Annotated in this window: 21 protein-coding genes and 1 riboswitch; of the genes, 15 read left to right on the top strand and 6 right to left on the bottom strand. The window is 73.5% G+C overall.

Annotated features, from left to right (window positions below):
• Positions 1-171: 171 nt before the first annotated feature.
• The 3 genes from Cph01nite_RS18295 (at position 172) to Cph01nite_RS18285 (ending at position 4,310) form a co-directional block, all read left to right on the top strand.
• A complete protein-coding gene (locus Cph01nite_RS18295; RefSeq protein WP_203676371.1) occupies positions 172-2,100 on the top strand; it encodes an NHL domain-containing thioredoxin family protein in 1,929 nt (642 codons plus the stop codon).
• A 264-nt stretch (positions 2,101-2,364) separates the two neighbouring features.
• Entirely contained in the window at positions 2,365-3,480 is a 1,116-nt protein-coding gene (locus Cph01nite_RS18290; protein ID WP_203676369.1) for a hypothetical protein, read from the top strand.
• A 320-nt stretch (positions 3,481-3,800) separates the two neighbouring features.
• Entirely contained in the window at positions 3,801-4,310 is a 510-nt protein-coding gene (locus tag Cph01nite_RS18285; protein WP_203676367.1) for a hypothetical protein, read from the top strand.
• Between the two features lie 431 nt (positions 4,311-4,741).
• Here the strand turns inward: Cph01nite_RS18285 and Cph01nite_RS18280 are convergent, their stop codons facing one another.
• Positions 4,742-6,181, bottom strand: coding sequence for a GGDEF domain-containing protein (locus tag Cph01nite_RS18280; RefSeq protein ID WP_239069357.1), 1,440 nt, complete (start codon positions 6,179-6,181; stop codon positions 4,742-4,744).
• Positions 6,182-6,412: 231 nt separating this feature from the next.
• Between Cph01nite_RS18280 and Cph01nite_RS18275 the strand changes: the two genes are divergently transcribed.
• Positions 6,413-7,579 (top strand): lytic polysaccharide monooxygenase, encoded by a 1,167-nt coding sequence (locus Cph01nite_RS18275; RefSeq protein WP_203676363.1) that lies wholly within the window; start codon positions 6,413-6,415, stop codon positions 7,577-7,579.
• Positions 7,580-7,645: 66 nt separating this feature from the next.
• Here Cph01nite_RS18275 and Cph01nite_RS18270 read toward each other — a convergent pair whose 3' ends face one another.
• The 3 genes from Cph01nite_RS18270 to Cph01nite_RS18260 form a co-directional block, all read right to left on the bottom strand.
• Positions 7,646-7,873, bottom strand: coding sequence for a hypothetical protein (locus tag Cph01nite_RS18270; protein ID WP_203676360.1), 228 nt, complete (start codon positions 7,871-7,873; stop codon positions 7,646-7,648).
• Positions 7,874-7,916: 43 nt separating this feature from the next.
• A complete protein-coding gene (locus Cph01nite_RS18265) occupies positions 7,917-8,954 on the bottom strand; it encodes a chymotrypsin family serine protease (protein ID WP_203676359.1) in 1,038 nt (345 codons plus the stop codon).
• A 178-nt stretch (positions 8,955-9,132) separates the two neighbouring features.
• Positions 9,133-9,360 (bottom strand): DUF6458 family protein, encoded by a 228-nt coding sequence (locus Cph01nite_RS18260; RefSeq protein WP_203676358.1) that lies wholly within the window; start codon positions 9,358-9,360, stop codon positions 9,133-9,135.
• A 143-nt stretch (positions 9,361-9,503) separates the two neighbouring features.
• On the opposite strand from Cph01nite_RS18260, the gene Cph01nite_RS18255 reads away from it, so the two are divergent.
• Positions 9,504-10,055, top strand: coding sequence for an NUDIX domain-containing protein (locus Cph01nite_RS18255; RefSeq protein WP_203676357.1), 552 nt, complete (start codon positions 9,504-9,506; stop codon positions 10,053-10,055).
• A gap of 20 nt (positions 10,056-10,075) precedes the next feature.
• Here Cph01nite_RS18255 and Cph01nite_RS18250 read toward each other — a convergent pair whose 3' ends face one another.
• The gene (locus Cph01nite_RS18250; RefSeq protein ID WP_203676356.1) at positions 10,076-11,101 is read right to left on the bottom strand and encodes a LacI family DNA-binding transcriptional regulator; all 1,026 of its coding nucleotides are present in this window, start codon (positions 11,099-11,101) and stop codon (positions 10,076-10,078) included.
• Between the two features lie 249 nt (positions 11,102-11,350).
• Between Cph01nite_RS18250 and Cph01nite_RS18245 the strand changes: the two genes are divergently transcribed.
• From Cph01nite_RS18245 to Cph01nite_RS18225, 5 genes are all read left to right on the top strand, one after another.
• Complete coding sequence (locus Cph01nite_RS18245) at positions 11,351-12,316, top strand: sugar phosphate isomerase/epimerase family protein (protein WP_203676354.1); 966 nt, start codon at positions 11,351-11,353, stop codon at positions 12,314-12,316.
• Positions 12,313-13,200 carry an NAD(P)-dependent oxidoreductase gene (locus Cph01nite_RS18240; protein ID WP_203676352.1) on the top strand — a complete coding sequence of 296 codons (888 nt, stop codon included), beginning with the start codon at positions 12,313-12,315 and terminating at the stop codon, positions 13,198-13,200. The genes Cph01nite_RS18245 and Cph01nite_RS18240 overlap by 4 nt, the downstream gene beginning before the upstream one ends.
• Complete coding sequence (locus tag Cph01nite_RS18235) at positions 13,194-15,080, top strand: dihydroxyacetone kinase family protein (protein WP_203676350.1); 1,887 nt, start codon at positions 13,194-13,196, stop codon at positions 15,078-15,080. Before Cph01nite_RS18240 ends, Cph01nite_RS18235 begins: the two co-directional genes overlap by 7 nt.
• Positions 15,077-15,544 carry a ribose-5-phosphate isomerase gene (locus Cph01nite_RS18230; protein ID WP_203676349.1) on the top strand — a complete coding sequence of 156 codons (468 nt, stop codon included), beginning with the start codon at positions 15,077-15,079 and terminating at the stop codon, positions 15,542-15,544. The genes Cph01nite_RS18235 and Cph01nite_RS18230 overlap by 4 nt, the downstream gene beginning before the upstream one ends.
• Before the next feature lie 343 nt (positions 15,545-15,887).
• Positions 15,888-15,956: riboswitch (guanidine-III (ykkC-III) riboswitch) on the top strand.
• Between the two features lie 11 nt (positions 15,957-15,967).
• Positions 15,968-16,297 (top strand): DMT family transporter, encoded by a 330-nt coding sequence (locus Cph01nite_RS18225; RefSeq protein ID WP_203676340.1) that lies wholly within the window; start codon positions 15,968-15,970, stop codon positions 16,295-16,297.
• Between the two features lie 394 nt (positions 16,298-16,691).
• Here Cph01nite_RS18225 and Cph01nite_RS18220 read toward each other — a convergent pair whose 3' ends face one another.
• Positions 16,692-18,569, bottom strand: a complete 1,878-nt coding sequence (locus tag Cph01nite_RS18220) for an ABC transporter ATP-binding protein (RefSeq protein WP_203676338.1) — start codon at positions 18,567-18,569, stop codon at positions 16,692-16,694.
• A 125-nt stretch (positions 18,570-18,694) separates the two neighbouring features.
• Here Cph01nite_RS18220 and Cph01nite_RS18215 point away from each other — a divergent pair, with 125 nt between their 5' ends.
• The 5 genes from Cph01nite_RS18215 (at position 18,695) to Cph01nite_RS18195 (ending at position 22,500) form a co-directional block, all read left to right on the top strand.
• On the top strand, positions 18,695-19,231 hold the full coding sequence (locus Cph01nite_RS18215) for a MarR family winged helix-turn-helix transcriptional regulator (RefSeq protein ID WP_203676336.1): 537 nt from the start codon (positions 18,695-18,697) through the stop codon (positions 19,229-19,231).
• A 52-nt stretch (positions 19,232-19,283) separates the two neighbouring features.
• Positions 19,284-19,736, top strand: a complete 453-nt coding sequence (locus tag Cph01nite_RS18210) for a VOC family protein (protein ID WP_203676334.1) — start codon at positions 19,284-19,286, stop codon at positions 19,734-19,736.
• On the top strand, positions 19,733-20,722 hold the full coding sequence (gene bla / locus Cph01nite_RS18205; protein ID WP_203676332.1) for a class A beta-lactamase: 990 nt from the start codon (positions 19,733-19,735) through the stop codon (positions 20,720-20,722). The genes Cph01nite_RS18210 and bla overlap by 4 nt, the downstream gene beginning before the upstream one ends.
• A 427-nt stretch (positions 20,723-21,149) precedes the next feature.
• Entirely contained in the window at positions 21,150-21,992 is an 843-nt protein-coding gene (locus Cph01nite_RS18200; protein ID WP_203676328.1) for a hypothetical protein, read from the top strand.
• An 88-nt stretch (positions 21,993-22,080) separates the two neighbouring features.
• Positions 22,081-22,500, top strand: coding sequence for a hypothetical protein (locus Cph01nite_RS18195; RefSeq protein ID WP_203676327.1), 420 nt, complete (start codon positions 22,081-22,083; stop codon positions 22,498-22,500).
• Positions 22,501-23,159 lie beyond the last annotated feature (659 nt).

The following is a 23,159-nucleotide window of genomic DNA, read 5'->3' as shown; positions in this document are numbered from 1 at the left end:
CCCCCGCCGGTGCACGTACCGGCGGGCGGCACCCCTGCGGCACCCCTGCCGCAGGTCGCACGGCCCTGACGGCCGGGCACGGCCACCCCTCCGGCCGTGCCCGGCCGTCGCACGTCGGCGACCAGCCGCGGCGGACGGCCGCGTGCGGGCACGCGGCCGGCGTCGGGGAGAATGTGCGACGTGACGTCGACCCGTGGCACCCGTCTCCCCCGCGTCCGCGCCTCCGAGCTCGTCGGGCGCGGCTGGCTCAACACCGGCGGCAAGGACGTGACCCTCGCGGACCTGCGCGGCAAGGTCGTGATCCTCGACTTCTGGACGTTCTGCTGCATCAACTGCCTGCACGTCCTGGACGAGCTGCGGGAGATCGAGGAGCGGCACCGCGACGTCCTGGTCATCATCGGCGTGCACTCGCCCAAGTTCGTCCACGAGGCGGACCCGGTGGCGCTCGCGGCGGCCGTCGAGCGGTACGAGGTGCACCACCCGGTGCTCGACGACCCGGACCTCGTCACGTGGCAGGCGTTCACGGCCCGCGCGTGGCCGACGCTCGTCGTCATCGACCCCGAGGGGTACATCGTCGCGCAGATGGCCGGCGAGGGGCACGCGCACGCGGTCGAGACGCTCGTGCGGGACCTCGTCGCCGAGCATGAGGCCGCGGGCACGTTGCACCGCGGCGACGGCCCCTACGTCGCGCCGCAGCCGCAGCCGACGACCCTGCGGTTCCCCGCCGAGGCCGTCGAGCTGCCGGGCGGGACGTTCCTGGTCGCCGACGCGGGGCACCACGCGCTCACCGAGGTCGCGGCCGACGGGCAGACGCTCGTGCGGCGCATCGGCTCCGGCGAGCGCGGCCTGGTCGACGGCGGCGCGGACGAGGCGCGGTTCAGCGAGCCGAACGGCCTGTGCCTCGTCCCCGACGAGCTGCGCGAGCGCCTCGGCTACGACGTGCTGGTCGCCGACACCGTCAACCACGCGCTGCGCGGCGTGCGCCTGGCCGACGGGCACGTCACGACCGTCGCCGGCACCGGTGAGCAGTACATGGTCGGGGCGGTGGACAACGTCGCGCCGCTCGACGGCGGCACGTCGAACCCCGTCGAGCAGGGCGTCGGCGACCGGTGGCCGGCGCGGCAGGTCAAGCTGTCCTCGCCGTGGGCGGTCGCGTGGTCCCCGCAGCTCGCGGAGTTCGTCGTCGCGATGGCCGGCCACCACACGCTGTGGGCGTTCGACGGCGAGCAGGGCGTGGTCCGCCACCTCGCCGGGACGATGAACGAGGGCCTGGTCGACGGCGCCCCCGCGGACTCGTGGTTCGCGCAGCCGTCGGGGCTGTCGGTCGACGCGGCCGGCCGCCTCTGGCTCGCGGACGCCGAGACCTCGGCGCTGCGGTGGCTCGACCCGGCGGACGGGTCGGTGCACAGCGTGGTCGGCACGGGCCTGTTCGACTTCGGCCACCGCGACGGCCCCGCCGACCAGGCGCTGTTCCAGCACCCGCTGGGCGTCGCCGCGCTGCCCGACGGGTCCGTGCTGGTCGCCGACACCTACAACGGCGCGCTGCGCCGCTGGGTGCCCGCCGAGGGCGACGGCCCCGGCACCGTGTCGACGCTCGCGACGGACCTCGCCGAGCCGAGCGGGCTCCTCCTGCCCGCGGGGGACGCCGACCACGTGCTCGTCGTCGAGTCCGCCGCGCACCGCCTGACCCGCGTCGCGCTCCCGGAGGGTGCCGGCACGCAGGTCGACGGTGGCGCGCACCGCACGCAGCGTCCCGTCACGCAGATCGGCGCCGACATCGCGCTCGAGGTCGTGTTCCACCCCGCGGCCGGGCAGAAGCTCGACGACCGGTGGGGCCCGTCGACGTCGCTGCAGGTCTCGGCCACGCCGCCCGGCCTGCTGCTCGACGGGGGCGGCGACGACGTCGCGCTGACCCGGACGCTGCGGCTGGACCCGTCCGTGGGGGAGGGCGTCCTGCACGTCACGGCCCGCGCCGCGAGCTGCGACGCCGACCCGGCCATCGAGCACCCCGCGTGCCACCTCGCCGCGCAGGACTGGGGGGTCCCGGTGCGCGTGGTCGAGGGCACCGACGCCACCCTCGTCCTCCCGCTGCACGGCTGAGGCATCCTGTCGAACGGCAGCGAGAAGCACGGAAGGTTCCAGCGGTGCACCGGCCGCCTCGACGTCACCACGGCTCGGCGAGGCGCAGGCTGACCGCTCGGCCTGGGGGGACGGTCACATGGACAACACCTGGACATCGCCGCACGGCCTTGTCCATGTGCCCTGTCCGTGTGGCGAATCTCCAGGGCGTCGTCCAACAGCTGGTCTCGATGTTCGGTTTACTGCTCTTGTCGCAATCCAGCGGAACCGGTATGTTTCCCGAACATGAGCCTCGTGTCCTCGCAACGGACGGCTCCTGAGTCCGAGCGGCAGATCCTCGATCTCTGTGTCGACCAGATCGTCCACCAGCTGCCGCCGACGTGGCTGGCTTCGCCGCTGGACAGCACCGGACGATCCGGGCCGGCGGATGCGGACGTGCAGGTGCGTGCCCCCGACGGCGCCGAGCTGATCCTGCACGTCGAGGCTCGCCGGATCGTCGAGAGTCGGGATGTCGCTGGGGTCATCGAGAAGCTCGAGGCGACGTCACAGCGACGGTCGGGCGGTGTCGGTGTCGTTGCCGCTCGCTACCTCGGGCCGACCGTGCGGAACCGCCTGCGCGCTGCTCAGGTCTCCCATGTGGACGCCACAGGGAACCTGTGGATCGTCGCGTCCAGCCCGGGCCTCTTCCTGCGTGCGCAGGGTGCCGAGTCGGATCCGTGGCGCGGACCCGGACGGCCACGCGGGACGCTCAAGGGCGCAGCCCCGGCCAAGGTGGTGCGCGCGTTGCTCGACTTCCGGCGGGCATGGAAGATCCGCGAGCTCGTCGAGGTGTCAGGTGCCTCGGTCGGGGCCACGTACCGCGTGCTCGAGTACCTGGAGGCCGAGGACCTCGTCGACCGAGGCAGCCGAGGTGTCGTCGAGGTGAGGTCCTGGCGTCCGCTGACCGAGGCATGGGCACGCGACTACGACTTCTTCCGCGCCGGCGCCGTGTCGACGTACCTCGCACCCCGCGGGCTTCCCTGGCTCCTGCAGCGCATGGCCGACACGAACGGCCCCCGCTACGCGGTCACGGGCGGTCTGGCGGTGCCGGCAGACGCTCGCCACGCGCAGTCACGCGCCGCCATGATCTACGTCGAGGACGCGCCCCGCGCTCGCGACCTGTGGGACCTGCGCCACGCCGAGTCCGGGCAGAACGTGCTCCTGTGCGAGGCAGCCGACTCCGTCGCTTTCCAACGGTCCAGGCCCACCATCGACCCTGCCCTCGGCACCGACGCCTCGGTCGTGCTCGCGAGGCCGACGCAGGTAGCCGTCGACCTCATGGGCAGCCCAGGACGCGGGCCGGAGGAAGCCCGGGTCCTTCTCGACTGGATGGAGCGCCATGAGTCGGCCTGGCGAGACTGACACGTTCATGGTCGAGGTCCGGGCCGCCCTCCTCGACGCGCTGGACGCCCTCGGCCCTCACCTGCCAGACGTCGTGGTCATCGGTGCGCAGGCGGTGTATCTCCACACGGGCGCCGCCGACGTCGCCATCGCGGAGTACACGAAGGACGCGGACCTGGCGATCGACCCCCGTGCGCTCGCCGACGACCCGCGGGTGGAGGCGGCGATGGAGGCTGCGCGGTTCGTCCGCAGCCCCGACGGCCAGCCCGGCTCGTGGTTGAGCCCCGGAGGCATCCCGGTGGACCTCATGGTCCCGGAGGCCCTGGCGGGACCCAGGTCGCGTGGAGCGCGAGGTGCTCGGATCCCCCCGCACCACCGCCGCGCGACGCCGGGCAGTCGGGCTCGAGGCTGTGGTCGTCGACGCCGCGCCCCGGACGATCACCGCGCTCGGGGAGGCGGACGACAGGGCCATCACCGTGCGCGTCGCGGGCCCGGCCGCACTGATCGTGGCGAAGGTCCACAAGATCACCGAACGGGCCGCCACACCGCACCGGCTCGTCGACAAGGACGCCCACGACGTCTACCGCCTCCTGCGTGCCGTGCCCACAGACGTCCTCCGTGACGCCTTTCAAGGACTGCTGGCCCATCCGCTGAGTGCACCCGTGACCGCGACCGCGATCACGGAGATCAGGCGTCTGTTCGCCGGGCCAGATCACCTGGGGGCGGTGATGGCGGGCCGCGCGGAGGAGGGCGTCGGTCACCCTGCCGAGGTGGCGGCCTCCGTCGCGTTCCTGGCCGCAGACCTCGTCGAGTCGCTCGCCGCAACGCCCGAGACAGAGGGGGCGTCATGACCGCCGTCCACATCGAAGAGCGCTTCGAGGACGCCCCGTCGAGGCCTGCATGCTCGCTGCGGGCTGGCACCGGGGCTCGTCGCACGACTAACGCCCGGACGTCGGTGTGGACGTCGCCCAGCTGTTCGCCTTCATCCACGCACGCAACCGACGGCGTGGGCCAAGGTGCTCGGCCACCACGGCGGCGAGGAGGCGACCGCCCGCACCGCGCGGCGAACGGTTGAGCGTCACGCGGCAGCTGCGCTACTCCGCGACGACCGGTGACGAGCTCGTCCTCGTCCTCGTCGTCACCGGCATGCCCACGGCGACCGCGGAACTCGAGAATCCGCTGACCCGGCGGGACGTCGAGCACGCCAAGCGCCGGTATCGCGAGGACCGGTCCGCCAAGGAGCTGCTCTTCGCCCGGTGGGCCCTCGACCGGGTCGTCAGGCTCAGGTCGCCCCGACGTCCAGGATCGCGATCGCCACGAGCGCGCGCAGCGCCGTCTGGACCTGGCGTCCCGTGGAGGCCGCGGCGGCGACCGCGATCTCGACGACCCACTCGTCGCGCTCGACGGTGAGCACCCGCGTCTCCGAGGAGTCGGCGGGGCTGCCGCCCCGGGCGACCGTCGTGAACGTCTGCGACCCGGGCATGCGCTCGCGCACGGCCCACGAGTCGCCGCCGAGCGTCTCGGTGGCTGCGGCGGCGAACGCGCACAGCCGCGGCACGACCGCCGGGGCCGCGGCGCCGATCGCGACGGCGCCGCTGGACGTCAGCCGCTCCACGGCCTGCACCGGGTCGGCGATGGGGGGCGTCGTGCGGGCGCGCGCCCGGGCCCGGCGCCGCTTGGCCTGGTACTGGGCCTGGTCGGCGCGGCGGAAGAGGTGCCGCGCCTCCACCGAGCCCATGACGGCGGTCGACGCGATCCCGTAGGAGATCGCCGCGCCGTGCGGCAGCGGGAACTTCGCGACGGTCGTCGACATGGTGGTCGCGACGACCTCCCGCGGCTGGTCGACGGTCACCAGGCAGAACTCGTCGCCGCCGATGCGTGCGGCCGTCGCGCCGGGGATCGCGTCGGCCGCGCGGCGCAGGACGTCCGCGACCGCGCGCAGCAGGTCGTCGCCCGCGTCGTGGCCCAGCTCGTCGTTGACGCGCTTGAGCCCGTCGACGTCGCACATGACGACGCACGTCTCGCGGCCCGAGCCGAGCGCGGCCTCCGCCGCCTGGTCCGCGGTGCGCCGGTTGGCCAGGCCCGTGAGGGGGTCGTCGGCGATCATGTGGCGCATCTGCTGCTCGAGGTCGACGCGGGCGATCGCACCGGCGGCCAGGGCGGCGAGGACCTCCGCGGTCGCCACGTCGTCGACGTGGAAGAGGGGTGAGTCGTAGTCGCGGACCACCGTGACCTGGCCCCACACGGCGTCGTTGACGACGACCGGGGACGTCAGCGCCGACGCCGCGCCCACCTCGCGCAGCAGCTCGACCTCGACGCGGTCGCCCGCGGACGTGTCGCCGGGGCGCACCGAGCGGCCCTGGGCGTCGAACGCGTGCGCGACCCAGCTCTCCCGGTTGCGCAGCAGGGCGCGCAGCGCCGGGCGCTCGTCCGCGCGGTACGTGGTGCTGAGGAACTGGTGCCAGCGGGGGTCGTTGCTGGGCGGTTCGAGGTGCACGACCCGGCAGGTCTCCTGCGTGATCCGGGCGACCGCGCAGGCGTCCGCACCGAGCACGTCGACGGCGGTCTGGGCAGCCGCCTCGACGACCTCCTCGATGTGCCGGCAGGCGTCGAACCGGTGCGCGGCGACCGCGAGTCCGCGCACGCCACCGAGGTCCGCAGCCGAGAGACCACCCCGGTGCGCACCCTTGGCGGTCGTGCTCCTGCGCGTCACGCTGCCCATCATCGGGCCTGGACCCCCGATCCGCCGAGTGCGGTTCATGAGAGGTCGGTGAGATCACTCGTCCGCGTGGCGCCGCGCCACCCGCCCGTGGCGGGGCGTCTCGCGTGCTGGAAACGTTTAGCCGGGTTGTTCGTCCCTGGTGCGCTCCGCACGCTGAGCGCACACCGCACCAGCAGGTGCCCCGCCCCCTGCGGCGACCGACGCCGCTCGCGCGAGAGGGAACCCCCCCACATGCCCCGACAGAGCACCACCCGCCGCACGCTGAGCGGCGCCGCCGTCACGGCGCTCGCCGCGACAGCCCTGGTCGCCATCCCCACCGCCGCACAGGCGCACGGCGGCCTGACCAACCCCCCGACGCGCACGTACGTCTGCTACACCGACGGCCTGGCCGGCGGGCAGGCCGCGGGCGAGGCGGGCAACATGCGGCCGACGAACCCGGCCTGCGTCAACGCCTTCGCCGACGGCAACTACTCGTTCTACAACTGGTACGGCAACCTGCTCGGCACCATCGCCGGTCGCCACGAGACCATCGCCGACGGCAAGCTCTGCGGCCCGGACTCGCGCTTCGGCGCGTACAACACGCCGTCCTCGGCGTGGCCGACGACGCGGGTCACCCCCGGCCAGACGATGACGTTCCAGTACGCCGCCGTGGCCCAGCACCCCGGGTACTTCACGACGTGGATCACCAAGGACGGCTGGAACCAGAGCCAGCCGATCGGGTGGGACGACCTCGAGCCGGCGCCGTTCGACCGCGTCCTCGACCCGCCGATCCGTGCCGGTGGCCCCGCGGGCCCCGAGTACTGGTGGAACGTGAAGCTGCCGTCGAACAAGTCCGGCAAGCACGTGCTCTTCAACATCTGGGAGCGCACCGACAGCCCCGAGTCGTTCTACAACTGCGTGGACGTCGACTTCGGTGGCGGCGGCAACGTGACCCCGTCGCCGACCCCGTCGGCCACCCCGACGCCGACGCCCACCCCGTCGGCCACCCCGACGCCGTCGCCCACGCCGTCGGTGTCCCCGACCCCGACGCCGACCCCGACGCCCAGCGTCAGCCCGACCCCGTCGCCGACGGTGCCGGCCGACTCGGTCTGCGAGATCGAGGTCGACACGTCGAGCTCGTGGCCCGGCGGCTTCCAGGGCAACGTCACCGTGTTCAACGCGACCATGGAGCCGGTCAACGGCTGGGAGGTGAGCTGGAAGTTCACCAACGGTGAGTCGGTGCAGCAGGCCTGGAGCGCCGTCGCCTCGCAGTCCGGCTCGACCGTCACGGTGAAGAACGCCGCCTGGAACTCGACCATCGGGCACCACAACGCGGTGACCTTCGGCTTCATCGGGTCGGGCACGCCGCAGGCCGTGAGCGGTGCCACGCTCAACGGCAACGCCTGCATCGTCCGCTGACGCCCGTCCGCTGACACACCGACGCGCTCGCACCCCCCGGGGTGCGGGCGCGTCGGTCGTGCGGGCTCAGCCCTGCGCGGTCACCGGGCCGGACCGGCGCACGTGCACGTGCACGCCGTGCACGCTGCTGGGCACGTCCGCGCTGCGGGCACGGACCGCGTCGTCCTGGACGCGCACCAGCAGGCCGTAGCCGTCCGCCTCGGGGGTGATCCCGATCGCCGTCACGCCCGCGCGCCCGGCGAGGGCGGCCTTCAGCTCGTCCTTGGCCCGGCGGGCCTCCTCGAGGTCGGCCACTGCGCACCTCCCGTGACCCCGGGTGCGCGGGCCGGCGCCCGCGTCAGGCGAGCAGCGTCGCGTCGAGCGCCCCGAGGACGACATCGATGGGGTTGACGTACGTCAGCCCGCGCCCATTGTCACCCCCGGTCTCCGAGCCGGCAAAGAGCAGGCCCAGCGCGACCCCGTCCTCGCGGTAGACGAGCGACCCGGAGTCGCCGCCGCGGGAGAACGGGCCGGTGCCGGTGCCCTCGATCTCGATCTGGTCGTCGAACCGCAGGTTGCCCAGGTCGTCGCCGTAGCCGACGACCACGTCGTCCAGCTCGATCGCGGTCACGCGGCCCGCCGTGACGGACGTCGTCCGCCCGATCTTGCCGACGACCTCGCCGCCGAGCGCCCGGGCGGTCGTGGTGATCCGACCCACCGGGTACGTCGCGTCGACGTCCTGGTCGTCGAGCAGCGCGAGGGCGGCGTCGACGGTCGCGGTGCGCCCCGCGGTCAGCGGCACGAACGCCCCGAGGGTCCCCACCCGGTCCGCGGGGGCCCGCCCGCCGTCCGCGGGCCCGGGCTGCAGCACCACGTCCCCGGGGCGCGACGAGGCCGACCCCACGAGCACGTGGTGGTTGGACAGGGCGTGCAGCACGCCCGCGACCTGCACGAACGCACCGAGCGTGCCGGCGGTGACGTCGACGTGGGCGAGGGAGACACCGGGCCGCAGGGGCCGCGCGCGGCCCGTCTCGCCCAGCGCCTGCGCGGTGACGACGGGCGGCCGCGGGCCGGGCACGGCAGCACCCGCGGTGCCGACGGCCGCACCCGCGCCCGTCCCGGCGAGCGGGCGGATCGGACCGGTGTGCCGCAGGTCGACGGACGTCCCGACCTCACCGATCTCGGCGGCCACCCGCCGGGCGATCGAGCGCACGTCGGGGGAGCCGAGCCGGTAGCGCAGGGCCACGGCGTACCCGCCGTCCGCGCACGGCGCCAGGCCCACGGACAGGGGTGCGCCCCCGGCCGGCGTCGTCGAGGGACGCACCGTGCCCTCCGCGAGCGTGAGTGCCACCGCCAGCGCGTGCGCCTTGGCCTCGCGTGCCTCGTCGTGGTCCATGCGGCCCCCTTCGTCGTCGCCCCCTGGTGCCGCCGCCGTGCTGCGGCGTGCGGTCGTCCATTGTGTCCGGGACGTCCGACATGCGCCGCCCGGGCTCGCCGGGCGGGGTGTCCCGGTGCACGACGACGCCCCGCCCGGTGGTCCGTGGCGAGGCGTCGAGGGTGGGGCGCGGCGGTCGTCAGACCGTCGGCGGCACCTGCGGGTTGTCGTGACGCTCGACGACCTCGCGGTGCGTGGTGTTGGTGCGCTGCGCGTTGAACGCGATCGCGAGGATGAGCGCCAGCACACCGGCGCCCATGCAGATGTAGCCGATGACCGTGAGGTCGACGCCCTCGATGCGGTCCGAGATCCCGAACGAGAGGATCGCCCCGATCACCAGGAGTGCGATGCCGCCACCGATGCCCATGTCGCTCCTTCGTCGTGCTGTCCGGGCGAGCCTCCGTGGCCCACCTGGGAGGCGAGTCTGGTCCCGGCCGGGGCATCCCGCACGTCGAACGGTCCTCGCCTGGGCCGTCCGGGGCACCCGTCGAGCCGGGTAGGTTCGGCGTCATGGGCTGGCGGACCGTCTCGACGCGCGTGGTCTACGAGAACCCCTGGATCACCGTGCGGGAGGACGACGCGGTGGCCCCCGACGGCCGCCCGGCGCTGTACGGGGTGGTCGAGCTGCGCCCGTCGGTGTTCGTCGTCGCGCTGACCGACGACGACGAGGTCGTGCTCGTCACCACCGACCGCTACACCACGGGACCCGCGTCGGTCGAGGTGCCGGCCGGCGGCACGGACGGCCAGGACCCGCTGGTCGCGGCGCAGCGCGAGCTGGCGGAGGAGGCGGGCCTGGTCGCCCGCGACTGGACCCCGGTGGGCACCATGAACGCGCTCAACGGGATCGCGCGGGCGGTCGAGCACGTCTTCGTCGCGCGGGGCCTGACGCCCGTCGCGGACGCGGGCGCGACGGTCGACGAGCAGGCCGCCGAGGGGATCACGGCCGTGCGGACCGTGCCCTTCGCGGACGCCCTGGCGATGGTGCGCACGGGGGAGATCAGCGACGGCGAGACGGTCGCGGCGCTCGCGTACGCCGCCCTGCACCTGGGGCGCCTGGTCTGACGTCGTGGCCTGTCCGGGCCTCAGCGCGCCGGCGGCGCCGTCGAGCCGCGCACGACGAGCGAGGTCGCCAGCTCGATGTGGTGCGCGTCCGGCACCCGCCCTGCGGCCATCGCCAGCACCGTGCGCAGCGCGACGCGCCCGATGTCGTCCAGCGGCTGGTGGACGCTCGTGAGCGGCGGGGTGGTCCACGCGGCGACGTACGTGTCGTCGTACCCGACGACCGACAGGTCCCGGGGCACGACGAGGCCCCGCAGGCGCGCGGCCTCGAGCACGCCGAGGGCCTGCGCGTCGCTGCTGGCGACCACGGCGGTGGGCGGGTCGGGCAGGCGCAGCAGCGCGTCGGCGGCCTGCAGCGCGGCGTCGCGGTCGAACGCGACGTGCCGGACGAGCGCGGGGTCGAGGGGCACGCCGGCGCGCTGGCACGCCGACCGGTAGCCGTCGACGCGCGCGACCGCGCTGATCGACTCCTCCGGCCCGCCGACCATCGCGATGCGCGTGTGGCCCAGGGCCAGCAGGTGCTCGGTCGCGGTGCGCCCACCGGTCCAGTTGGTGGAGCCGACGGACACCAGCTCCGGCGTCGTGAGGTGCAGCGGGTCGATGACGACCACGGGCAGCCGGGCGCGCGCGATGCTCGCGTACGTCGTGCCGGTGACCTGGCCGGTCACGACGATGGCGCCGGTGCGCCGGGCGGCGACCAGGCGCCGCGTCCACGTCGACGGCGGCTCGGGCCGGTCACCGCCGCCGCGCCGCAGGCGGGAGACGGTGACGTCGACGTCGGCCTCCTCGGCGGCCAGGGTGACGCCGCGCAGCACCTCCATGGCGTACGGGTTGTCGAGCTTGTCGACGAGGAGCTCGACCGTGCGGCGGACGTCGACGTACCGGGCGCCCGGGGCGCGGTAGCCGAGCTCGGCGACGGCCGCCTCGACGCGCTCGCGGGTGGCGGCGGCGACGTCGTGCCGGTTGAGGACCTTCGACGCGGTGGCGATCGACACGCCGGCGCGCTCGGCGACGGCGGTGAGCGTCGGACGCGGCTGGGCTGCAGGCATCGGGTCCTCTCCTGGTCGTCGCGAAACTAACCCCGCGGGACCGAAGAACTCAAGACACGTGGTGGTGCCCGGGGGTGGCCCCGCCGCAGGTCCGCTGCCGTTGACACGGCTCCGGACGAAAACTAGCGTGAAAGACGCACCCGACGGGCCGAAAAGTTTTCGGCGACCCGGGCAGCGGCTCGGCGTCGAGCGGCGGCCCGGCGCCACGGCCGCGACCCCCTGTCGACGAGGCGAAGAGGTTCTCCGCGCATGAGCACGCCCGACACCCGCCCCACCAGCGAGCAGTGGCCGATCGCGGCCGCGATGCTCCCGTTCCCCGCGTCGCAGGACGCCCCGGGGGACGCCTGGGTCGACCACCTCGCCGAGGTGGCCTACGAGGGCTTCACCGAGGTCGACCTGACGGACTCGTGGGTCCGGGTCGGTGACCTGACGCCCGCGCGCGTGGACGAGCTGCGCGACGCGCTGCGCGTCGTCGGCCTGGACCCCGTGGCGCTGTCCGCGATCCGCCGCTCGGTGATCGACCCGGTCGCGGGCGACGACAACCTCGCGTACTCGCACCGCACCATCGACGCCGCCGCGGCGCTGGGGGTCCGCGTGGTCAGCGTCGGGCTGCACCGCCCGCTGCTGCCCGCGCAGCGCGAGGCGTTCTGGTTCTGGACCGAGCAGGGACCCGTGGACGCCAACGACGTCGAGACCTGGGACCTCGCCGTCCACCGGCTGCGCGAGCTGGGCCGGCACGCCGCCGAGGTCGGCGTCGCGCTGTCGCTCGAGATGTACGAGGACACGCTGCTGGGCAGCGCCGCGTCGGCCGTGCGCCTGGTCAACGACATCGCCGACGACAACGTCGGGCTCAACCCGGACCTGGGCAACCTCTTCCGGCTGCACGGCCCGGTCGAGGACTTCCAGGCCGCGGTCGAGGCGTGCCTGCCCGTGTCCAACTACTGGCACGTCAAGAGCTACTTCCGCGACGAGGACCGCGAGGCCGGCACGTACGTCGCGCTGCCCGCCCCCATGGAGATGGGGTCGGTGAGCTACCGCACGGCGATCCGCACGGCCGTCGAGGCCGGGTTCACCGGCCCGTTCTGCGTCGAGCACTACGGCGGCGACGGGCTGTCGGTCGCCGCGCGCAACGCGCGCTACCTGCGTCGGATGCTGGCGGTGGCGACCGGCGAGGCGCGCGCGTCCGTGCTGCGCGCGGCCGGAGGTGACCGGTGAGCGCCCGCGTCGCCGTCCTCGGGCTCGGTGCGATGGGCCTGCCGATGGCGACCGCGCTCGCCCGCTCGTTCGACGTCGTCGGGTTCGACGTCGCACCGGAGCGCGTCGCCCTGGCCGTCGGGGCGGGGGCCAGCGCCGCCGGCACGGTCGCCGAGGCGTGCCGCGGCACCGAGGTCGTCGTCGTGGGCGTGCGGGACGGGGCGCAGCTCGACGCGCTGGTCCTGGGCGCCGGCGGCGTGGCCGACTCGCTGGCGGCCGGGGCCGTGGTCGTCGTCACCTCGACGGTGGGCGAGGCGGCTGTGCGGTCCGTCGCGGACGCGCTCGCCGCCCGCGGCATCCGCTGCGTCGACGCGCCCGTGTCGGGCGGGCCCGTGCGCGCGGGCACCGGCGACCTGCTGATCATGGTCGGGGCGGACGACGACGCGCTGGCCGCCGCCCGCCCGGTGCTCGACGCGCTGTCGTCGTCGCTCACGGTCGTGGGCGGCGTCGGGGCGGGGCAGCAGCTCAAGACCGTCAACCAGCTGCTGTGCGGCATCCACACCGCCGCGGCGTCCGAGGCGCTCGCGCTCGCGCACCGCCTGGGCCTCGACCTCGACGCGTGCATCGAGGTCCTGTCCCAGGGCGCCGCCGCGTCGTTCATGCTCGCCGACCGCGGCCCGCGCATCGCGCAGCAGCTCCGCGGTGAGGAGCCCCCGCTGCGCTCGCGCCTCGACGTCATCGGCAAGGACATGGGCATCGTCGGGGACCTCACCCGGCAGCTCAAGGTCGCGACGCCCGTCGCCGCGGCCGCCGAGCAGCTGTACCGGGCCGTGTCCGCCGCCGGCCTCGACGCCGCCGACGACTCGGTCGTCGCGACGACGCTCACCCGGGAGCAGGCGTGGTGAGGCCCCTGGCCGACGACCCGGCCCGGTTCGTCGACGACGCGATCGAGGGGTTCGTCGACCTGTACGCCGACCAGGTGCGGCGCGTGCCGGGCGGCGTGGTGCGGGCGGTGCCGGCGCCGCGGTCGCAGGTCGCGGTCGTCGTCGGCGGGGGGTCGGGGCACTACCCGGCGTTCTGCGGGCTCGTCGGGCCGGGCTACGCCGACGGCGCCGTCGTGGGCAACGTCTTCACGTCCCCGTCGACCGCCGACGCCGTCTCGGTGGGCGCCGCCGCGGCCGGTGACGCGGGCGTCGTCCTGCTCACCGGCAACTACGCGGGCGACGTCATGAACTTCACGCTCGCGCGCGAGGAGCTGCGGGCGCGCGGCATCCCGTGCGAGTTCCTCGTCGTCACCGACGACGTCGCGTCGGCACCCGTCGACGAGGTGTCACGGCGACGCGGCATCGCGGGCGACCACGTCGTGTTCAAGGCCGCAGGGGCCGCGGCCGCGGAGGGCGCGTCGTTCGACGAGGTCGTTGCGGCCGTCCGGCACGCCAACGACCGCACCCGCACGCTCGGCGTCGCGTTCGACGGCTGCACGCTGCCGGGCGCCGACGCTCCGCTGTTCACCGTGCCCGAGGGCACCGTGGGCCTGGGCGTCGGCATCCACGGCGAGCCGGGGATCGGTGAGGTGCCGGCGTGCACGGCGAGCGAGCTCGCGACGCTGCTCGTCGACCGGCTCCTGGAGGAGCGCCCGGCAGGTTCCGGGGGCCGCGTGGGCGTGGTGCTCAACGGGCTGGGGCGCACCAAGTACGAGGAGCTGTTCGTGCTGTGGCGTGCCGTCCGGGCGCGCCTCGACGCCGCCGGCCTGCAGGCCGTGCAGCCCGACGTCGGCGAGCTCGTCACCAGCCTCGACATGTCCGGGTGCTCGCTCACGCTCGTGTGGCTCGACGACGACCTCGAGCGGTGGTGGTGCGCCCCGGCGCACACCCCCGCGTACCGGCGGGGTGTGGTGGGCGGGTCGGGTGTGTCGGATCGCCCTGCCCCCGCGGACGCGTCAGGTGCGGGAGTGGCGGGCGCAGGTGCGTCGGGCGGCCCCGGCACGGGTGCGTCGGACGAGGGCCGCGCCGGCGAGGGGCCGACGGGCGCGAGCGCGTCGGAGCGGGGGACGTCCGGCTCGACGACGTCCGGCTCGACGACGTCCGGGGCCACGGCGCGGGTCGTCGACGCGGTCGACGCCGCCGAGGCGCCGGTCGTCGTGGCGGCGCTGGGACGCGTCGCCGCGGTGCTGCGTGACCTGGAGGAGGAGCTGGGCCGGCTGGACGCCGTCGCGGGAGACGGCGACCACGGCCGCGGGATGCTGCGCGGGGCGTCGGCCGCGGCGGAGGCTGCGTCGACGGCTGCCGAGGCGGGGCACGGTGCGGTCGCGTGCCTGCGGGAGGCCGGGCGCGCGTGGGCCGACCGGGCCGGCGGCACCTCCGGCGTGCTGTGGGGTGCGGGCATCGGAGCCGCGGCGCACGCCCTGGCCGCGCGGCCGGCCGCCGACCCGGCGACGCGCGCCGCGGCGGCCGTCCGCGCCGGCGTCGCGGCCGTCGTCGCGCTCGGCGGGGCCACGGTGGGCGACAAGACGATGGTGGACGCGGCCGAGCCGTTCGCGGCCGCGCTCGAGCGGGCCGCCGCCGGTGGGGAGCCGTCGGCCGCCGCCTGGGACGCCGCGCTCGTCGACGCGCGGGCGGCCGCGCAGGCCACCGCCGACCTGCGGCCCCGGCTGGGCCGCGCGCGCCCGCTCGCCGAGCGCAGCGTGGGCACGCCCGACCCGGGCGCCGTGTCGTTCGTCGAGATCCTCGCGGCCGTCCGGTCCGTCGTGGTGCCCGAGACCCAGCAGGCAGAGGAGACGTCATGAGCGTGGCGAGGATCGTGGTCGGCGCGGACGACGCGGGGCTGGCGTACAAGGACGTGCTGGCGGACCTGCTGCGTGCGGACCCGCGCGTCGAGGTCGTCGAGGACGTCGGCGTGCACGCCGGGGAGGACACCGCCTACCCGCACGTCGCCGTCGCGGCGGCGCGGCGCGTGGCCGACGGCAGCGCCGACCGCGCGCTGCTCGTCTGCGGCACGGGCCTGGGCATGGCGATCGCCGCCAACAAGGTGCCGGGCGTGCGCGCGGTGACGGCCCACGACGCGTTCTCCGTGCAGCGCTCGGTGCTGTCCAACGACGCCCAGGTGCTGTGCCTGGGGCAGCGCGTCATCGGCGTGGAGCTCGCCAAGACGCTGGTCCGCGAGTGGCTGGACCACGAGTTCGACCCCACGTCGCAGTCGGCCGCCAAGGTCGACGCCATCACCTCCTACGAGCCCGACCCCACCCCCTGACCCCCACCCCCAGACCCCCACCCCCAGCCCGTGAGAGTGCAATCCAGCCCTGTGCGCCACCCCGGGGTTGCGTGACCCCCACCCCTCAGGCGTGAGAGAGCAATCCAGCTCCCTGCGCCACCCCGGGGTTGCGTGACCCCCCACCCCCAAGGCCGTGAGAGTGCAATCCAGCCGCGCCCACCCTCAGGCGTGAGAGAGCAATCCCGCTCCCTGCGCCCACGCCCTCAGGCGTGAGAGAGCAATCCGGTCGACCTCCCGGCGTCGGCCGGACGGACCGCCACTGGTGCTGGTGAGGTGCGGCACCATCGCGGGGAGCGCGGGCCTGCGCGTGCGAACATGGTCGTGGGCACGCGGTAGCGCGGGTCCCCGGACGAGGGGCGCCGTACCCGGAGAGCGACAAGACGGCAGCCGCGGAGGTCTGCCGTGTCCGCCACGTCCGTCGCCTGGGTCGTGCTCGTCGTGTCCGGGGTGCTGGAGGCCGTCTGGGCCACCGCGCTCGGCCGGTCCGAGGGCCTTACCCGTCTTGGGCCGACCGTCGTCTTCGGTGTCGCCCTGCTCGCCTCGATGGGCGGGCTGGCCTACGCGATGCGCGTGCTGCCCACCGGCACCTCGTACGCGGTGTGGGTCGGCATCGGTGCGTCCTTGGCCGTCGCCTACGCCATGGCGACGGGCGCCGAGCCCGCGAGCCTCGTCAAGGTCCTGCTGATCCTCGGCATCGTCGGCTGCGTCATCGGCCTCAAGCTCGCCCACTGACCCACCCGGTCGCGAGAGCGCCATCCAGCCCGCCCCCCGGGTCGTGAGAGCGCAATCCAGCCGGTCCCGGGTCGTGAGAGCGCACTACAGCCCGTTCCCCGGGTGGTGAGAGCGCAATCCAGCCGGTCCCGGGTCGTGAGAGCGCAATCCAGCACGCTCACGACGAGTCGAGTGTGCGACCGCGTCGCAGGGAGGTGACTGGATTGCTCTCTCGTCGCGGGGGGGAGGGTCGGATTGCTCTCTCGCCGACCCCGGGGATGGGGCTGGGTTGCTCTCTCGCGACCCGGGGATGGGGCTGGGTTGCTCTCTCGCGACCCGGGGATGGGGGTGGGTTGCTCTCTCGCGACCTGGGGACGGGCTGGATTGCTCTCTCGCCGGGGCGGGGGTGGGGAGGTCAGGCGCTGGCGGGGGTGGGGGCGAACTGGGTGCGGTACAGGTCCGCGTACAGGCCGCTGCGCGCCAGGAGGTCGGTGTGCGTGCCGAGCTCCACGACGCGTCCGGCGTCGACGACGGCGATGAGGTCGGCCTGCCGCACGGTCGACAGGCGGTGGGCGATGACGAGCGACGTCCGGCCCACCAGTGCCTCGTCGAGCGCGGCCTGCACCGCGGCCTCCGACTCGGAGTCGAGGTGCGCGGTGGCCTCGTCGAGCACGACGACGTCGGGAGCCTTGAGCAGCAACCGGGCGATCGCGAGGCGCTGGCGCTCCCCGCCGGACAGGCGGTAGCCGCGGTCGCCGACGACGGTGTGGATGCCGTCCGGCAGCGAGGCGACGAGGTCGCCGACGTGCGCGGCCCGCAGCGCACGCTCGATGTCGTCGTCGGTGGCGTCGGGGCGGGCGAAGCGCAGGTTGCCCGCGATGGTGTCGTGGAACAGGTGCGCCTCCTGGCTGACGATGCCCACGGTGTCGCGCAGCGAGGCGGTGGTGACGTCGCGCAGGTCGACGCCGGCGATGCGGACGGCGCCGCGCGTCGGGTCGTACATGCGGGTGACGAGCTGCGAGATCGTCGTCTTGCCGGCACCGGACGGGCCGACCAGCGCGACCATCGACCCGGCCGGGACGTGGAAGGTGACGTCGTGCAGGGTGTCGGCGACGGCGTCGCGGCTCAGGGTGGCGACGGACTCGAGCGAGGCGAGCGAGACCTCGTCGGCGGACGGGTAGCGGAACCCGACGTGGTCGAGGTCGAGGCTCGCGCCGCGGGCCGCGACGGCGGCGCGCAGGTCCGACGCGTCCGGCTTCTCGGCCACCGACGGCTCGAGGTCGAGGACCTCGAGCACCCGCTCGAACGACACGAGGGCCGTCATGACGTCGACCTGCACGTTGGACATCGCGGTGAGCGGGCCGTACAGGCGCCCGAGGTACGCGGCCAGCGCGACGACGACGCCCACGGTGAGCTCGCCCTGGATGGCCAGGAGACCGCCGACGCCGTAGACGACGGCGGTGGCGACGGCGGCCACGGTGGTCAGGCCGATGCGGAACCACGTCGAGTACAGCGCGCGCCGGACGCCGATGTCGCGGACCCGGCCGGTCTGGTCGGCGTAGGCGGCGGACTCGCGGGCGGGGTCGCCGAAGATCTTGACGAGGTGCGCGCCGGCGACGTTGAACCGCTCGGTCATGGTCTGCGAGGCCTCGGCGTTGAGCTCGTACGACTCGCGTGTGATCGCGGCGATCTTGCGACCGAACCACCGGGCGGGCAGGACGAACACCGGCACCAGGACGAGCGAGAGCAGCGTGAGCTGCCAGGACATCGACAGCATCGCCGCCAGGACGAAGACGACGGTCAGCGCGTTGCTGACGACGTTGGACAGCGTGGACGTGAACGCCTGCTGCGCGCCGAGGACGTCGCCGTTGAGGCGCTGCACGAGCGCGCCGGTCTTGGCGCGGCTGAAGAACGCCAGCGGCATGCGCTGGACGTGGTCGAAGACGGCGGTGCGCAGGTCGTGGATCAGGCCCTCGCCGATGCGGGCGGACACCCAGCGCTCGGCGACGCCGAGGACCGCGGACACGACCGCGAGCCCGGCCACGACGAGGGCGATCGTGACGACGGTGCGGGTGTCGCCGGTGGCGATGCCGTCGTCGATGAGGCGCTGGAACAGCCAGGGGGTGAGGGCGCCGGCGGCGGCGCCGAGCGCGATGAGGACGAGGAAGACCGCGAGCTGGGCGCGGTAGGGGCGGGCGAAGGTGAGGATGCGGCGCAGCGTGCCGGTCGCGAGGCGTCGGCGTGCGACGTCGCGGTCCTGGCTGAAGCCGCGCATCCCGCGGCCGCCGGGCATGGGTCCGGGGTGGGTCAAGGGGACCTCCAGGGGTCGGAGGGCGCGGGTCGAGCCGCGCAACATGCTGAGGTTACCTCACGATGAGCAACGATCACCTCGCGTTTGTTCCCGGGTAGCCTCGGGACGTGCAGACGGACGACCCGACCGACGGCCGGTCCCCGCGCGACGCTGCGCCGACCGACCCTCCGAACCCCACGGTGCGGCACTGCGCGCCCGCGCGCGACCCACGCGACCCGGCGCGCGCCCCCCAACCGCCCGAGGAGCTGCTCGAGCTCCTGCACGACGTCCTGCGCGCCGTCCGCCGCGACGCCGCCGAGCGGCTGGGGCAGGACATCACCCCCGGGCAGCTGCGGATGCTGCGGACGCTCGACCGCTGCGGCCGGCCGGTGCGGCTCGGTGAGCTCGCCGCGGTCCTCGACGTCGCGCCGCGGTCCGTGACGTCCAAGGTCGACCACGCCGAGGCCGACGGCTGGATCCGGCGCGTCCCCGACCCCCGCGACCGGCGGGCGACGCTCGTCGAGCTCACGGAGCAGGGGCACGACCTGCTCGACCGCGTCTCGGCCCAGCGGCACGAGGGGGTGCGGGCGCGCCTGGAGGTGCTGGAGCCCGCCGAGCAGCGCGTGCTGCTCGACCTGCTGCGGCGGGTGGCCGCCGCGCACTGACTCCCCGCGGGGCCGGGTGCGGGCATCGGCCCGCGGTGCCAGCATCGGGACCATGAGTGACGACACCTTCGGCACGATCCCGCCCGGCGAGCGCGTGTCCGGCGGCGCACCGCGGCTGCGCGCCACGGCGATCACCATCAGCACGGCCCGTCCGCACGAGGCCGCCCAGTTCTACGCGCGCCTGCTCGGCGGCCGCATCACCGAGCTGGAGTCCCCGGCGCCCGGCGACCCGACCGGCATCACCTGGGCGCAGGTCGCGCCGCCCCAGGGCGAGGCCGGGCTGACCATCAACCTCGAGCACGAGCGCGAGTGGAGCCCTCCGGTCTGGCCCGCCCGGGCCGGGGAGCAGCGGTCCACGCAGCACCTCGACATCGAGGTCGACGACCTGCCGGCCGCCATCGCGTGGGCGCTGGAGTGCGGGGCGCAGGAGGCGACGACCCAGCTGCAGGACGAGGTGCACGTGATGCTCGACCCGGACGGCCACCCGTTCTGCCTGTTCCGGTGACACCTGGCCGTCCGCGGGCGTCACGGCGCGACGTCCTCGGTCTCGGTGTCCTCGCCCTGGTCGCCGCCTGCACCCCGAGCACGGACGACGGGTCGCCGTCCCGGCCGGCCACGTCTCCGCGGACGCCGTCGCCGCCGTCGCCGTCCGGCACGTCGGCGTCCACGGTCGCGCCCCTCGACCTGTCGGCCGCGCTCGCGGACGTCGAGGCCCGTCACGGCGTCCGGATGGGCGTGCACGCGGTCGACACCGCGCAGGGCCGCACGGTGAGCGCGCGCGCCGACGAGCGCTTCGCGTTCTGCTCGACGTTCAAGCCGCTGGCGGCCGCCGCCGTGCTGTCGTCCCGCGGCGTCGGCGGCCTGGAGGACGTCGTGCCGGTCACGGCCGAGGACCTGGTGACGTACTCGCTGGTCGCCGAGACCCGGGTCGGCGGCGGCATGACGTGGCGCGAGCTCGGCGACGCTGCCGTGCGGTACAGCGACAACACCGCGGCCAACCTGCTGCTGCGCGGGGCCGGCGGCCCGCAGGGGCTGACGACGTGGCTGCGGGGCATCGGCGACGACGTCACGCGCAGCGACCGCTGGGAGCCGCACCTCAACGACACCCGCCCCGGCGACGAGCGCGACACCAGCACGCCGCGCACGCTCGTCGGCACCTACGCGGCGCTGGTCGTCGGGGACGTCCTCGCCGCACCCGAGCGCGCCGTGCTCACCGACTGGCTGGTGCGCAACACCACGGGCGACGCGCTGGTGCGGTCGGCGGCACGTCCCGGGTGGGTCGTCGGGGACAAGACGGGATCCGGCGCGTACGGCACGCGCAACGACGTCGCCGTCGTGTGGCCGGGCGCGCCCGGGACCCCCGCCGCCGCGCCGATCGTGCTCGCGATCTGCACCGACCGCCCGGCACCGGACGCGCGGAGCGACGACGCGCCTCTCGCCGAGGCCGCACGTGTCGTCCTCGACGCGCTCGTGGGGGCGCGGACGGCGTGACCGGCACCGAGCGACATGTCGGCCCGCCTGGACCGCCTTGACGCGCTCGTCGGCGAGGACCCCTGACGTGGTCGACCGGCGACCGGTGCCATGTGGCGACCTGATACCGCTGCGCGGTCGGGTTCGGGTTCTCCGGGCTCGGCACGTGCCATGCGGCCTTTCCCTCCTGGGCGTCAGCGTCGAAATGCGGCGAAGAGCCGTGAATCGCCCCCAAGCATCACGCCATGTCGCTATGCTTCCGGGAGAATCGGGCCCGGCCTTCAAGCGGGGAACGACGAGTTCGACTGCTAGGGGGCAGCGACGAGTGAGACGTCGAGTGTTGCAAGCGCTCTGCCTCATGGTGTGCGCCAGCGTCACGGGGTGCACCGTCGGGTCCCCAGGGGCGAACACCTCGGAGTCGCTGGACGATGAAGGGCCCCTGACTGCCATGTTGGTGGAGATCAACTCGGCAAGAGCCCGTGAAGCATCGGAAACCGGGATGCGTATTCAGGAGTCCATTGCTGCGTGCATGAAGACCCAGGGCTTTGAGTACGTCCCCGTCGACCCCGACGCCGTCCCACGATGGCAGAACGTTGAAGCAGTGCAGGCCGTTGGGACTCGCGACTACGCCGAAAAGTACGGCTATGGCTTGGCCGAGAGTGTGCTCAATCCCGGCGTGCTCTTGAATGACGACTGGATCGACGAGAACGCCGGCATCTTCAACACGCTGAGTGATGAGGCTCGCCTGAGCTACCTCGCGACTCTCGAGGGGAAGGCGGCCGACCCTGTTCCTGTGGGCGAGCCGGCCGATGTGCTCGGCTGGGCCGAGCGCGGCTGTCGCGGAGCGGCCGAGAACGACGTGCTTAATGCCGCCTCGTCGACGGACGATGCTTCTCTGCAGGCCGCCCAAGATGCTGCCGCACTGGCAGCTGAGCGCGCCGCGACAGATCCCGCCACGAGCGACGCCACGCTTCAGTGGGCCCAGTGCCTCGAAGACGCGGGCTATTCCGGCTACGAAAGCGTGGCGGATCCTCGGAGCGATCTCGCCAACCAGATGTTCGCCATCGTACAGTTCCCCAACGAGGGCTCCAATGAGCCTCCAAAAGTTCGCGACCGAGAAGCGCTGAGAAAATTCGCCGATCGGGAGATAGAACTGGCTGTCGCAGACTATGAGTGCCAGCAGTCCTCCGGTTACGAGAGGGCTTTCCGGGCGGCTCGAGTCAAATACGAGAAAGAATACATTGCGGCCCATGAGGACGAACTGCAGGAACTAATGTCGTCGATCGAGTAACTCGACTCGTTGTCCCGCCACCACCCAAGACTCGGGGACACTTCCGTCTCCGAAATCCAAGCAGGACCAAGCGCAGGGGGATTTACGCATGAATCAGAAGCGCGCACGAATGGCAGTCGCAGGGATCGCTGCTCTGCTCTTCGTCGGAGTAGTTGCGGCACCGGCCTACGCCGCCACAGCAAGCATCTCCGATTCGAACAACACCAACACGTCGTGGAAGCACTACGCCACACAGCGCACGCTCGCGACTTCCGCACCAGCGTTCGACCCGGCGAACTCTGAAGCGGACGGCTCGCTTCTCCACCAGACGCAGTCCATCTATGTTCTGAACATGAAGCTGCGAAACGCCAACGGGGCCGACCTCACCTCTTCGGTGCAGTGGAACAACGTCAGGACCTCGAAGAGCCTGGCGACCGGTCTCGCTCGCGGCACTATCTTCACGGTCTCGGTCTGCTGCAAGTCCTCAAGCAGCAGCGACACGTACTGGAGCGGGACCCTTACCTACTGAGGGCGCATTCTGTGAGTTCCCGTCCCAGATTTCACGCACTAGTTGCCGCCTCTGCGGCAACGATCTTGGCCTCTTGTGCACCGGTCCCAGACAGCGTTCCTGCTGATCAGGACCAAGATCGTCAAGTGAGCGACACATCGTCCGATGTTCCTCTGGCCGAAATGCTCTCGGAGTATCACACTGAGATCGAGGCACTTGAGTTCCCTCCAGGTTGGACCGATCCAGGCCCTGGAGAGTGGGAGACTCAGACTAGCGAGAATGGCGGAGAAATCACGCATGTCTTCGAGCCTGGGTTCGGAGAAGTGACCGCTCAGTCTCGATGGGTATGCGCCTGGCAGAGCTTCTGGGTCGACTCTGGCGGGACGGAACTGGCAACTCGCGAAGTCGTTACTAGACTCGCGGGCCTTGAGCAAATGGTCTATTGGGAATACTCGGACGAGGCTACAAGACAGCGCCGTCGAGAAATTCTAGAAGCCATTCGCTCTGGCAATTCCGAGGCGGTTTCGCAGGAGACTCAGCTCAACTGCCTTTCCTCCGAGCCGGGCTCTTGAGTTTTGCTACGGTGCTTTCGGCGGACTGCCATTCCGCCGAAAGCACCGTAGTTCCGTGGTGGCGGTCCAGCACTGGTCTTTGCGCACAGTCTCGGCACGGCGGGGGCG

The sequence above is a fragment of the Cellulomonas phragmiteti genome (assembly GCF_016862775.1).
GTDB lineage: Bacteria > Actinomycetota > Actinomycetes > Actinomycetales > Cellulomonadaceae > Cellulomonas > Cellulomonas phragmiteti.
The sequence above is the reverse complement of the archived record's forward strand: the minus strand, read 5'-3'. Positions and strand labels throughout refer to the sequence as shown.